Source organism: Nostoc sp. (assembly GCF_036919615.1).
Classification (GTDB): Bacteria; Cyanobacteriota; Cyanobacteriia; order Cyanobacteriales; family Nostocaceae; genus Nostoc.
On sequence record NZ_JBALCN010000041.1, the window covers coordinates 44,494 to 57,180 of the forward strand.

Consider the following 12,687-nt stretch of genomic DNA (forward strand, 5'->3'; position numbering starts at 1 on the left):
AGGTAACTTAATTACATGGATTTTTATAAGTTTCATAATTTTTTTATAAGATATACTACATCCAATAGGTATATTTTTATTTCATACATTCAACAAGATCCGCTATCAGACATAATCTGATCCCTAGCAAGTATGCCCAAAATCAAAGCACCCACCCCTAACCCCTCCCCGCAAGCGAGGAGGGGAACAATTGTACTAGCAAAAATCGGCTGAGGTGGGAAATTGACAATGATTGATTAATAATGAGTTGCCGACTTGCGATGATGCACGGCTGTAACGCCATCTTGATTCAGCACTTTGCCACTCTCGACAGTCGCATAAACCAACCAATGATCGCCAGATTCCATCCGGTTTTGTACAGAACATTCGAGATATGCTAGGGCATCAGTAAGTATGGGAGAACCGCTTTCAGTTTCTTTGGCAGCGACATCAGCGAATCGGTCTTGTCCTGGGCCAAAGGGTTTAAGGAAGTGCTTCATCAACCCCAAATGATTCCCTTCTTTGAGAATATTGAGGACAAATTTATTTCCTGTATGCGTCAGTGTTTCTACTGCACGTTCTTTAGCTACAGCTATGGTTAAACCAGGGGGACTAAAGCTAGCTTGAGCCACCCAAGAGGCTAACATGGCACTGGAACGATCGCCTTCTTTTGCTGTGAGAACACAAAGAGAACCGACAATCCGACCAACTGCTTGTTCTACACTTGTTGCAGGTTGCCTTGGCGATCGCACTTTTCTAGCTTTCTTCAGGGCTTGAGCAAAGTCGGTTCCAGCTTCTTCACACAATTGTAAGGTGGCATCATTAGGTTTAAATTTTACGCGGATCGTATCAAAACCAAACCGATAGCCAGCATCTTTCAATTTACCTTCGATTAAATCAACCGCTTCCCCGCTCCAGCCAAAGGAACCAAAAACACCAGCGAGTTTATTGTTAGTAGCGGTGGATAGCACAATTCCTAAAGCTGTTTGCACGGGTGTGGGTGCATGACCGCCGAGGGTAGGAGAACCGATGATGAAACCACCAGCTTTTTCCACAGCAGCCCGGATTTCTTCTGGTTCAGTAAATTCGCAGTTAATCGATTCTACGGCAACACCAGCTTTTGTGATCCCACGAGCGATCGCTTGGGCTAATGTGGCTGTATTCCCGTAAGCTGATGCATAAATCAACGCTATTGTCAAGTCAGCAGATGTTTGCTGTTGACTCCATTCCCGATAAGCTTTGGTGAGGTCGATTAAGCCATAGCGCACCAAAGGCCCGTGTCCAGTGGCATACATTCGCACGGGAAAATCGGCAAGTTTATCTAGCGCTGTCTCAACTTGACGGGCATGGGGAGCCATCAGGCAATCAAAATAATAGCGCCGATCTTCGTTATATACTTCCCAGCCTTCATCAAATACCTGATCTCCGCAAACATGCGCCCCAAATAACTTATCTGTGTAGAGAATTTCTGTTTGCGGATCGTAGGTGCAAAGTTGATCTGCATAGCGGGGATTGGGGGTAGGAATAAATTGTAAATTATGCCCATTGCCCAAATCTAGAGTTTCTTCTCCCCGCATCACAAGAATTTGCAAATCTGGATTTTCCAGCGCCCCACGTAAATTTTTCGCCCCCGGATTAGAACAAACAAAAGTGATTTGCGGGGCAATTTCCAACAAAGCTTTTAAAGTTGCAGCGCGGTTAGGGTTGACATGTCCCAAAATTACATAATCTAACTCTTCGACATGGAAACGCTGCTGCAACGCTTCTAAATAAATTTGCGTAAACGTTTCCCCTGGAGGGTCAATGATGGCAGTTTTCTCGCTTTCTATTAAATAAGAATTAGCAGTTGTACCTTTAGCAAGAGCATATTCAATTTCAAACCTGAGCCTTGACCAACTGCGCGATCGCAGTATTCTTGTATCTGTAGCTATTGGATAAACTTGAACATCACGGGGTTTATTTCCTGACATAGCTGAAACAATTTTAGATTTTAGATTTTAGATTTTAGATTTTGGATTGTTAATTAAATATCCAAATTCTAGATATTAAGTAGAGAGGGCCATGCTACACAAATGCTTGATTGAATGTTTATGGATTTTGGATTATTAATCTAAAATCCAAAATCCAAAATCCAAAATTAATAGTGGTTTCCGACTTTCCGGTGATGCACAGCAGTCAAAGCATCTGGTTTAGAAACTCGTCCAGCGTAGACGGTGCTGTATACTGCCCAATGGTCGCCGCAATCCATTCTACTGACGACTTCGCACTCCATGTAGGCGAGGGCGTCGTTGAGGATGGGGGCACCATTTTCGGCTGGCTGGGTTCTCACACCTTCAAAGCGATCTGCACCTGGGGTGAATCGTTTCAAAAAGTGCTTCATTAGTGGTTGGAAATTGCCTTCTTCTAAGATGTTAAGAACAAAGCGATCGCCTACTTGCATGAGTGATTCAATTGCCCGATCTTTGGCGACTGCAATGGAAAATCCCAAAGGTTTGAAGCTAGCTTGACTAACCCACGAGGCTAACATGGCACTGGAAACATCGCCTTTTTTGGCAGTAATAATATACAATCCGCCGCTGAGTCTACCTAGTGCTTTATCTAAATCAGCACCCAGAGATTTCATGGCTTTGATACTGCGATCACGTGTTACCCATTGCCCTAAGTCTGTACCCGCTTCTTCACACAGTTTGTAGGTATTTTCTGTGGGCGTTTGTTTAATCCGAATCGCTGGAAAAACTGTTGTCAAACCTAAATTCCGGAATTTACTCACCAAAGGATCTATCGGTTCATCATCGCCACCGCCAGTTTCAAACACGCCGATAGCTTGCTTTTCTTTGGCAGATCCTAAAACTGTACTGAGTGCAGCTTGGATGCTAGCAGCACCAGAAGCCGGAGATAGACCAACGATTAGCCCAGCACAGCGGCTAACTAGTTCCCGCAGTTCTTGTAAATCGACTTCAGATCCCAAATCGACAATTTCCACGGCGACATCAGTTTTACCGATACCATTGGCAATTGCTTGAGCAAGGCGATCGCTATATCCGTATTCGGAAACGTAAAATATCCCAATTGTTGTTTCTGCCTTGGTTTGTGTTTGGCTCCAAGTGCGGTAACGTCCAACTAGTTCCTCAACATTGTGAGATAATAATGGCCCGTGTCCTGTGGCAATCATGCCGATAGTTTTCAATTCCGCCATCCGCTTTAGGGCAGACAGAACTGACCGCGCATTCGGCCCCATCAAGCAATCGTAGTAGTAATGAAAATCTTCTTCGATCGCCGCCAAGTCTTCATCAAAGGTACTATCTGAGCAATAGTGCAACCCAAAGGCATCGCAGGTATAGAGAATTTTGGTTTTGTGGTCAAAGCTGAAAATGGTATCTGGCCAGTGTAAATTTGGAGCAATCACGAATTCAAATTCATGACCATTGCCCAAATCTAAGTGATCGCCATTTTTCACAATCCGCCGTTTGAATGGCTGATGTACCAAATCCTCAAGAAACTGAATCGCCACCTTAGAGCCGACAACGGTAATTTCTGGAGCCATTTGCAGCAAATCTTTCACTAAACCGCTGTGGTCTGGCTCGGTATGGCTGATAATCAAGTAATCAATCTCTGTTAGCTTGATTACTCCGGTAAGCGTATCAAAATATAGTTGACGAAACTTTTCGTGGGAGGTATCAACTAAGGCAGTCTGCTCCCCACGGATAAGAAACGAGTTATAAGTAGTACCGTTTTGCAGACCAAACTCAATATCGAAGCGATCGCGATCCCAATCCAAAGAGCGAATAGCCGTCGTCTCTTGAGCGATTTCCACAGTCTCTATGGTGAGCCGTTTTTCAGTTTTTTCGGTGAGCGCTACCATAACTCCCCTCCTTGACAAATTGAGTATTTATTCCTCTGGTTTTATTGTTACACGGCTTGAATGTTAATTTTTATTAAAAAACCTCTGACTGACCTAAAAAAGTTAAAACAGTGAAACCGTATAAGCACCTAGAACAAACAGAGAATGTTTGGTTAGCTTTGGAAATTGGAAATTCTCGGCTGCATTGGGCATTATTTCTAGGCGAGACACTTTCCTCAGCTTGGGATACCGACCATATACCTGAGTCTGTTATACAGCAGTTGGCTGAATGTCAAACCCTGGATGATTTACTAGAGAAAATTTTTCCACTCCACCAGAGAACTAATGAACAAGAAGGACACAGAGACAATTCCCTCCCCCCTCTTTTCATAGCCTCCGTAGTTCCCAGCCAAACTGCTATTTGGCAAATTTACCCCAACATTCGGGTTATTACCTTAGACCAAGTACCGCTCAAAGGTATGTATCCCACATTAGGAATTGACCGCGCTTTAGCTTTGTGGGGTGCGGGAAAAACGTGGGGTTTTCCAATGTTGGTGATTGATGCTGGGACAGCGCTGACTTTTACGGCTGCGGATGATAATCAGTGTCTGATTGGAGGTGCAATTCTGCCAGGAATAGGTTTGCAATTTGCGGCTCTCGGTCAACAAACAGGACAATTACCATTAGTAGAAATGCAAGATTTTGCCTCTCTACCACCTCGTTTTGCACTTAATACTACAGAAGCAATTCAAAGTGGAGTTATTTACACTTTAATAGCTGGAATCAAAGATTTTATTGAAGCGTGGTGGCAATTATTTCCTCATGGGAAGATTGCAATTAAAGGGGGCGATCGCACTTTATTATTAAATTATCTACAAGCCTTGTGTCCTGAAATTGCAGCACATTTGATTGTGGAACCAAATTTGATATTTTGGGGAATGCGGGAAATAGTAATGGGTGATGGCACAGATGCAATAAAATTAAGAGAGAAGTTTACCCATAGTGAAGCTATGCCCAAAACCTCACCGCTTGATGTAATTATGCAACAACTCGCTGCCCTTTCTTTAAGTGGATCTTCTCAAAGTTAGGGCAAGAATCGATGCGTTGATTGAGGGGAAATCTTCTCCGTTGTCCAATATTTTGAGTGTTGGAAGCTATCAAAGAACCATATCTGTTTTTAGTGAAACGAGAGACATTGATGTCGCTACTGTATTCCCCCCTATGATTCCAGGGTCGAGTATAAGAGGTCAAATCAGATCCGCTATTATCTCAGGAAACTTAGAACACATTAACTTAGATGAATATCAAGTTGTCCAATTTTCTGAATCAGAAGTAAAAGGCGATGATACCTTAGAAAAGGTAATAGAACTGGTTGACGAATGGATGGCTGATGAATCGGGATATGATGAACAAACATACCCACAGATTGAGACAGGCTTGAATCAGAATCGGATGTCAGTGTAAAAACTCAGATGAGTAGAGCCGTATTGCTAGACACTCATCCTTTGAGTCAAGTAAGCATCCAAAAATAAACCCAAAAGTCCAACAGTGGTTGAAATCTTTACAAAAAATTGAAACTGTTATACGTGTGCCAGAAATAGCCGATTATGAGCTTCGGCGTGAACTATTGAGACAAGGAAAACAAAAAAGTATAGATCGTCTCAACAAACTTAGTCAAATTTGTCTCATACCACTGACTCCTGAAACAATGCGAAAAGCAGCCGAACTATGGGCATGGGTACGAAACCAAGGGAAGCCTACAGCAAGCAATGATAGCTTGGATGGTGATGTAATTCTTGCTGCTCAAGCAATTCTCCAATTGAAGAGTTTTGATCAGGTGATAGTTGTGACAACAAACTTGAAACACATATCACGCTTTGAGAGCGAAGGAATATATATATTAGATTGGCAGCAAACTTTTAATGAGCTAGTTTAATTCGTTTAAATTATGGCTTTTTAAGATAGCTTTAATAAACTCCCGAATCTCGATCGCCACAACCCCAGCACAAGATTCTGGTAAATCGTTTCCGGCATGAGGAATCATTTTTAACTCGACTTTCGGCATTAGTTGAGCATAAATCCGACTTTTAGCTAAAGCATCTGGTGTATCTTGACCACCTTGTAAAATAAAAACTGGGACATCTATCATGTAAAGCTGCTTTTGGACTAATTCTGCCTCAATTTCTGCTTGTCGCCGTTTGAAAAGTAACTGACAACCTATAGGATACGGCAATAGCGCCTGACGCAGCTGCAAGTTCTGGGCAATTTTTTCATGCCAACCTAAGATTTTAGTGAAGGGAGTTAGCGATCGCAACAAATTAGCTACTAGTGGTGGATAATTCAATAATCGCCGCATCTTTTGGCAATGCTGTTCTTGTCCTGCTATCTCTACACCCTCTGGTGCTAGCAATACCATACCATCAACTTTCTCTGGATACTTTAAAGCATAGCTAGCAGCAATCCAACCCCCAAGAGAATGCCCCACTAAATATACTTTTTCTAGCTTGACAGCTTGTAAAAACTCAGCTATGCACTCCACTTGTAAATCTATCGAATGGTGGATATTCGGATTCTCTGATTCACCAAACCCTAATAAATCAGGTGCAAAGCAATGAAAATCTTGTGCAAGGGACTCCATCACATATAACCATTGACTGCTCTCATTCCAACTACCATGTAGAAAAATTATAGGAGTTTTTTCACCGACTTCACGCCAGAATATTAGCCCTTGAGAGAGCTTTCTCCGGGAGTTACGGAATAGTGTATCCATTTTAATTTAGTAGTTAACTTTTAGCACCATAATAAATAGTCATTTGTCATTAGTCATTAGCATCTAACAAAAAATAAATGACTAATGACAAAACATTATTATGCCAATGTTGTCAAGCCCTTCAAGTAGTCTTGCAACTGCCGAGTATGGTCGTGAGACATCTGTCCTGAAGGCAGAAAATTGGGGCAGAAAGCTTGGATTTCCATGACTTCTAAAGTATCTTGAATCTCCATTGTCCCATGCACCTCGGCTTCAACCACAATACAAATTGAATGGATTCTGGGATCGCGGTCTGGTGCAGAGTAAACTCCTACCAAACGATTAATTTTCACCAATTCTAGCCCGGTTTCCTCCATCAATTCCCGGCGGACTGTGTTGGGAATATCTTCTCCCCAATCTACTATCCCTCCAGGCAATCCCCAAAGACCATTGTCACGTCGCCGGATTAGTACTATCTGACCATCTGGTAAAATTGGGATGATACTAGTGCCAGTAATGGGATGACGAAATATAATACCCAATACTGTTTGTCCAATACGCCATAAGCTACGTGTGGACTGGACAGCTGCCGGAAAAAAACCAATAACGTTCAATCTTCTTCAATCTTTAAAATTTTTGTATTGTATTCTATATTTCTCTACCACTTACGTAGACTCAACTAATAAAATTTTATTGAGTTTTGTTTTATACAAGCATGTTTGTGGTTTGAGATTTTATTCTGACGATTTACGTAGAATATTATTAATTCTAACATCAAGTTTCCAGAGAAGCACTGTATTCATATATACATAATATTTGTTGAATCAAAAAACTTTTCAGTTTATAACTAACATTAGCCTTGCCTAAACCAGCTATCACTAATAGTTTTTCAGCACACATTCAAAAAAATAATCTGAATTAAGAAGTCAGAAGCCAGAATGGGCTACGCCCTGCTGCGCTAACAGAATTTAGAAGAGGCAATTAAATGGGATTTGAGACTGCTACCTAATTCTTGATAATAGTGATTGGTTTATTCCCTGAACAGCAACTAGTTAGCTAATTTACATCTATTCTTGACGGATTTGAATCTAACAGGACTTAGGCATTGAAAACCTGAAACCTCATTTGCATAGCGTGCGCTCCTCCCTAACCCCCCGATAAATTGGGGGGATCTTAAAAAGCCAACTTTTTAAACTGGTTGGGGGATCTCTTCTTCGTAAGTCCTATCTAAGAAAGGATATTTTTCGTCTAGCTGGTGGGGATAATTCTAAATTTTTATTGACATAACAAGGCGGAATGCGGTAGGCTAGTACATTGTTTAATGCGTATTGATGCTGCACTAGGCTACAAGTATATCAATAACATTGGTAGCTGATATTGCCTATGTGATGCCTAGTTGCTACTTTTTTGTTGTTTATTAATGAGGTGAACATGGCCAAGCGCCGTAACCCAAAAAAAGAAAAGGCGCTACGGAACCAGGCGTATGCCAGAAAGTTTCGTAAACGGACTACGACAGGAAGAATGCAGAGAAGGTTCCAACAAAGACCACCAAAGAGTGAGGAAGAAGAAGGCGCAGCAGCAGCTGACACTGAATAAGCTATCTGCTTAAATCCTTGTTATTTGGTTTGTTTAGTTTTTAGGGCGTACAAATGTGCGCCCTAATTTATTACTCGACAGCAATTTGAGCGCGGGCGGCTAGGAGGGCTTTTCTTACCTGTACAAAGCCAGTACCACCGTAACTGTTGCGGGCTGCCACAACTTCACGGGGGGATATAGCCTCATAAATATCTGCTGCAAATGCCGGATGTAGTTGTTGCCACTCTTCCAATTTCAAATCTTTCAGGAGTTTACCTGCGGCAATACTAGTTTTTACCACCTTACCCACAAGGTTGTAAGCTTCCCGAAAAGGGACGCCCCGTGCTGCCAGATAATCTGCAACATCAGTAGCATTGGAAAAATCTTCGGTCACGGCTTCTGCTAACCGCTGGGTACGAAATTCCAAGCCTTCCCTGAGCAAAATCGTCATCGCTTCTAGAGAGGCTTTGATTGTGTTGACACTATCAAATAGACCTTCTTTATCTTCTTGCAGGTCTTTGTTATATGCCAGGGGTAACCCTTTCATAATTACTAACATCGCCTGGAGATGACCGAATACACGTCCCGTTTTCCCCCGCACCAATTCTGGTACATCAGGGTTTTTCTTTTGGGGCATGATACTGGAACCTGTGGCACAGCTATCTTTGAGGGTGACAAAGCGGAATTCTTCAGATGACCAAAGAATGACTTCTTCTGCAAGGCGGCTGAGGTGAACCATAATCAAGCTAGCAGCACACAAGAATTCGATCGCAAAATCGCGATCGCTCACTCCATCGAGGCTGTTAGCATAAATATCGTCAAAATCCAAGAGTTTGGCTGTGTAGTGGCGGTCAATCGGGAAAGTAGTTCCCGCTAAAGCACCACATCCCAAAGGGGAGATATTCACGCGGTGAGAAACATCTCCTAAGCGTTCCCAGTCGCGTTGCGCCATTTGAAAATATGCCAAGAGGTGGTGAGCTAAACTCAGGGGTTGGGCACGTTGTAGGTGAGTATAGCCAGGAATCAGGGTTTCAACGTGCTTTTCGGCTATATCCAGTAAAACACCTTGAAATTCTCGCAATTCACTTTTGATTTGTTGGATTTGGTCGCGGAGGTAAAGTCTGGTATCGGTGCCAACTTGGTCATTACGCGATCGCGCCGTATGAAGCTTTTTACCCACATCACCGACAATTTCTGTCAGTCGTCGTTCAACTGCAAAATGGACATCTTCAGCATCGATACCAGGCTGAAATTTCCCCTGGCGGTACTCTTGGCGAATTTTTTCTAAACCTGCAACCAGTTGCTCTCCTTCTTCTTGGGAGATAATGCCCGTATGAGCAAGCATTTTGGCATGAGCTTGAGAACCAGTGAGGTCATATTCTATTAATTCAATATCGAAACCGATACTGGCATTAAAACGAGCGATCGCCGGATGCAACGCTGATTCAAATCGCTGACTCCAAGTTTGTTCTTTGGTCATAAATATCAGGGGAGTGGGCATCATTTTTGGATTTTAGATTAATGATTAATCTAAAATCCAAAATCCAAAATTGCTTTAACCGTAGCTAGTTAGATTCCGAATCATATAGCCAATGACTAAACCAATCAACAATGCCCACACTTGACCTGTCTGTATAAAGTGGCTCCAAGATTTTTGAATCTGACCCATAACGTCTGGGTCAGTAATTGTTGGTGCTATCACCATCAAATTTACAGGCAAATGCCAAAATAACTGAGATATCAAATTGTTGTAGTAGCTCATATTTGGTGATTAAGAAGTTGGGGGTGGCAAATTTCAGTATCAATTTATTTTTTACATTAAATACTGATATGGTACTGAACCTTTGGGTATGACTTTAATGTCTTAACTCAAGATGCAGGCGATGCCAACCGCAATTTCTCGGCAGTCCGCAAAATTTGCCCCGCCAACACTGCTGCACCAAAACCATTATCGATATTTACTACGCCTACTCCCGCAGCACAAGAGTTAAGCATTGTCAATAAAGGTGCTAAACCGCCAAAACTTGCGCCATAACCGATGCTGGTGGGTACGGCGATCACAGGACAACTCGCTAAACCAGCGACAACGCTGGGTAAAGCGCCTTCCATCCCCGCCACGACAATCAACACTGATGCTGACTCAATCAGGTGGCGGTTACTTAATAAGCGGTGAATCCCAGCAACACCAACATCCCAGAGGCGCTGTACCCGAAAACCAGAAAGTTCAGCGGTGACAGCGGCTTCTTCAGCAACGGGTAAATCAGCAGTCCCAGCAGAAAGAATACCGATCTCCCCCCAGAATTGTGGTTCGATAGTAGGGGGAGCGATCGCACAAATTCGCGCTGATTGGTAATATCGCAAACCACTAACTTTTGATTCCAGTGCGGTATAAACTGCTGGTTCAATGCGGGTTGCCATCACTACCGGATTGCGGAGGCGCATCACCTCCATAATTTGAGCAATTTGATTGGGAGTCTTACCAGGGCCCCAAATCACTTCTGGGAAACCAGTTCTGAGCTGGCGATGATGGTCGATTTTGGCAAACTCACCCACAGATTCATAAGCTAAGTCTTTGAGTGAGTCTAATGCCGTATCTGGCGTAACTTTACCATTGGCAACCGCTTCTAAGAGCGATCGCAAAGCTTTTTCATCGGTCATTAGTCTTTTGTCCTTTGTCCTTCGTTATTTGTAATTAGCCATCAGTTAATGGACAACTAATGACTAATGACTAATGACTAATCAATTACTTTAATTTCATAAATGTTCCAGAGTGCACCACCAAGAGCGGAGAATCTGATCCCTTCAAAACGATTACGTACAGCTGACAGTGATAAAGCGTTAACTAGATAAATAAACGGTAAATTTTCCTGAGTAATCCGTTGGGTTTCGGCATAAATTTCTTTTCGCTTCGCTTCGTCTAACTCCCTTGCTCCTTTAATATAAAGCTTACCAATTTCCGCTTCCCAAGGAGCCACCTCCCAACCCTCAATCGGCTTTTGTCCTGCTTGGGGTTTTTGATTAAACATATGCAATCCACCTTCGGGAGACCAGACGTTAGCCCCATCATTCGGTTCTAATCCACCTGTCAAACCCAGCATCGAAGCTTCCCAGTCTAAGGAGTTAGAAAGCTTATCTGTATAAGTATTCCATGCCAGTGGAGTGAAATCGACTTGAATCCCGATTTTACTCAAGTCTTGTTTAATCTGCGAGCCAATTGCTTCGCGCATCTTGTTCCCAGCATTAGTAAGCAACGAGAAGCGGACGCGGTTTCCCTGAGCATCTATTAGTTGGTTTTCGTCGTTATATTTGAATCCTGCTTTTAATAGCAGTTCTTTCGCTTTTTGCGTATTATAATTATAAACTTTTAGCCCTTCTTTAGCTGAAAGATAATAGGGGCTTTGTACAGAAATTGGTGAATCTTGTGGAGTACCTAAACCGCGAAAAGTGTTGTTAATCATTGTTTTACGATCAATAGCATAAGCTACTGCCTGCCGAAATTCTACAGTGTTAAACCAACTCGACTTTACTGGATTTACCAGGGGTTTTCCATTCCTTTTACCTTTATTCAAATTAAACAAAATAAATGTTGTACCAGTTGCTGGACCACCATTGTAAATTTTAAAATTACCCTGCTTTTCTTGCGCCTTCAGCAAAGAAAAGTATTCTGGTGAAACTCCTTCAGTATCTAAACTGCCAGAACGGAATTGTAGCAGTGAAGTATCTGTTGATTCCACAATTGGCCACACTATCCGTTCAATATAAGGTTGGGGTTCTCCTTTTGAGCCTTTACGCCAATAGTAAGGGTTGCACCGGAAAATTACACGTTGACTTGTATCATAGCTCTCTAACTTATAAGGGCCGTTGACAACAATTTGATCGGGAGGAGTATCAACACCCCACATTGATAGAAATATTGGCTTACCCTCCTGGTCTTTTATATTTACAGATTTTTCTAAACTATGGGCAGGTAAAATTGGTAATCCTATAGTTGCCAAGAACGGCGCAAACGGTTCTGGATTAGTAAATTTAACTCTTTGATTATCGATTTTTTCCACCTTAGGAAATGCCCGACTTTCACCAATTCGTAGGACATCTCTAGCATCTGTGGGAATTGCCTCATTCAGGTAAATTTTATTATAGGTAAACACCACATCATCTACTGTTAGTGGCTGTCCATCAGACCATTTCAATCCTTCACGCAAAGTAAAAATAAACTGCAATTTATCATCAGAAATTTGCCACGATTCTGCTAAGTCTGGCTCTATTTTGCCAGTTATGGGGTTTTGGGTAGTTAATCCCTCATAAATTAGACCAAAAACATTGGGAGACTCTTGACTGAGCGGGTAGTTAAAGGTTTTGGGGTCACTGAGAATACTATCTACTAATTGAGATACTTGAACAGCTGCGCTTTTAAAATTAGCTGGGTTGCAGGCGGTAACTGTAACTGCTATTGCTGAAGTCAAAATTATTGGCAACCAAAAATGTTTAATTGCTAGAAATATTGTTCTCAAAAATTTCATAATTTCAATCTACGAATAGTGTA

Annotated in this window: 11 protein-coding genes and 1 pseudogene; 4 read left to right on the forward strand and 8 right to left on the reverse strand. The window is 42.2% G+C overall.

The genetic code is table 11. The features are described 5' to 3' along the window. Positions 1 to 236 precede the first annotated feature (236 nt). Together V7K48_RS12850 and V7K48_RS12855 are read right to left on the reverse strand one after the other, a co-directional pair. Complete coding sequence (locus V7K48_RS12850; RefSeq protein ID WP_335072954.1) at positions 237 to 1,949, reverse strand: diflavin flavoprotein; 1,713 nt, start codon at positions 1,947 to 1,949, stop codon at positions 237 to 239. A gap of 167 nt (positions 1,950 to 2,116) precedes the next feature. After that, complete coding sequence (locus V7K48_RS12855; RefSeq protein ID WP_335072956.1) at positions 2,117 to 3,841, reverse strand: diflavin flavoprotein; 1,725 nt, start codon at positions 3,839 to 3,841, stop codon at positions 2,117 to 2,119. Positions 3,842 to 3,951: 110 nt separating this feature from the next. Between V7K48_RS12855 and V7K48_RS12860 the strand changes: the two genes are divergently transcribed. From V7K48_RS12860 to V7K48_RS12870, 3 genes and pseudogenes are all read left to right on the forward strand, one after another. After that, positions 3,952 to 4,908 carry a pantothenate kinase gene (locus V7K48_RS12860; RefSeq protein WP_335072958.1) on the forward strand — a complete coding sequence of 319 codons (957 nt, stop codon included), beginning with the start codon at positions 3,952 to 3,954 and terminating at the stop codon, positions 4,906 to 4,908. 133 nt (positions 4,909 to 5,041) lie between these two features. Then, a complete protein-coding gene (locus V7K48_RS12865; protein WP_335072960.1) occupies positions 5,042 to 5,284 on the forward strand; it encodes a hypothetical protein in 243 nt (80 codons plus the stop codon). Positions 5,285 to 5,292: 8 nt separating this feature from the next. Further along, positions 5,293 to 5,756: pseudogene (locus V7K48_RS12870) on the forward strand (type II toxin-antitoxin system VapC family toxin). Here the strand turns inward: V7K48_RS12870 and V7K48_RS12875 are convergent. Next, positions 5,748 to 6,590, reverse strand: a complete 843-nt coding sequence (locus V7K48_RS12875; RefSeq protein ID WP_335072962.1) for an alpha/beta fold hydrolase — start codon at positions 6,588 to 6,590, stop codon at positions 5,748 to 5,750. The pseudogene V7K48_RS12870 and the gene V7K48_RS12875 overlap by 9 nt on opposite strands. A gap of 98 nt (positions 6,591 to 6,688) precedes the next feature. Beyond that, positions 6,689 to 7,183: an NUDIX hydrolase gene (locus V7K48_RS12880; protein WP_335072964.1), complete on the reverse strand. Its 495-nt coding sequence runs from the start codon at positions 7,181 to 7,183 to the stop codon at positions 6,689 to 6,691. Positions 7,184 to 8,000: 817 nt separating this feature from the next. On the opposite strand from V7K48_RS12880, the gene V7K48_RS12885 reads away from it, so the two are divergent. Then, entirely contained in the window at positions 8,001 to 8,165 is a 165-nt protein-coding gene (locus tag V7K48_RS12885) for a hypothetical protein (protein WP_167407613.1), read from the forward strand. 70 nt (positions 8,166 to 8,235) lie between these two features. Here V7K48_RS12885 and argH read toward each other — a convergent pair whose 3' ends face one another. From argH to V7K48_RS12905, 4 genes are all read right to left on the reverse strand, one after another. Continuing rightward, entirely contained in the window at positions 8,236 to 9,624 is a 1,389-nt protein-coding gene (gene argH, locus V7K48_RS12890) for an argininosuccinate lyase (RefSeq protein ID WP_335072966.1), read from the reverse strand. Between the two features lie 75 nt (positions 9,625 to 9,699). Next, positions 9,700 to 9,906, reverse strand: a complete 207-nt coding sequence (locus V7K48_RS12895) for a hypothetical protein (RefSeq protein ID WP_335072968.1) — start codon at positions 9,904 to 9,906, stop codon at positions 9,700 to 9,702. A gap of 107 nt (positions 9,907 to 10,013) precedes the next feature. Next, on the reverse strand, positions 10,014 to 10,802 hold the full coding sequence (gene larB / locus V7K48_RS12900) for a nickel pincer cofactor biosynthesis protein LarB (protein ID WP_335072970.1): 789 nt from the start codon (positions 10,800 to 10,802) through the stop codon (positions 10,014 to 10,016). 77 nt (positions 10,803 to 10,879) lie between these two features. Continuing rightward, positions 10,880 to 12,664 (reverse strand): ABC transporter substrate-binding protein, encoded by a 1,785-nt coding sequence (locus V7K48_RS12905; RefSeq protein WP_335072972.1) that lies wholly within the window; start codon positions 12,662 to 12,664, stop codon positions 10,880 to 10,882. Positions 12,665 to 12,687: the final 23 nt, after the last annotated feature.

Excerpts from the sequence above, each read along its gene's own strand:
- V7K48_RS12865 (WP_335072960.1), top strand. The coding sequence starts at position 5,042 with ATGATTCCAGGGTCGAGTATAAGAGGTCAAATCAGATCCGCTATTATC.
- larB (WP_335072970.1), bottom strand. The coding sequence starts at position 10,802 with ATGACCGATGAAAAAGCTTTGCGATCGCTCTTAGAAGCGGTTGCCAAT.
- V7K48_RS12855 (WP_335072956.1), bottom strand. The coding sequence starts at position 3,841 with ATGGTAGCGCTCACCGAAAAAACTGAAAAACGGCTCACCATAGAGACT.
- argH (WP_335072966.1), bottom strand. The coding sequence starts at position 9,624 with ATGACCAAAGAACAAACTTGGAGTCAGCGATTTGAATCAGCGTTGCAT.
- V7K48_RS12885 (WP_167407613.1), top strand. The coding sequence starts at position 8,001 with ATGGCCAAGCGCCGTAACCCAAAAAAAGAAAAGGCGCTACGGAACCAG.
- V7K48_RS12905 (WP_335072972.1), bottom strand. The coding sequence starts at position 12,664 with ATGAAATTTTTGAGAACAATATTTCTAGCAATTAAACATTTTTGGTTG.
- V7K48_RS12875 (WP_335072962.1), bottom strand. The coding sequence starts at position 6,590 with ATGGATACACTATTCCGTAACTCCCGGAGAAAGCTCTCTCAAGGGCTA.
- V7K48_RS12895 (WP_335072968.1), bottom strand. The coding sequence starts at position 9,906 with ATGAGCTACTACAACAATTTGATATCTCAGTTATTTTGGCATTTGCCT.
- V7K48_RS12850 (WP_335072954.1), bottom strand. The coding sequence starts at position 1,949 with ATGTCAGGAAATAAACCCCGTGATGTTCAAGTTTATCCAATAGCTACA.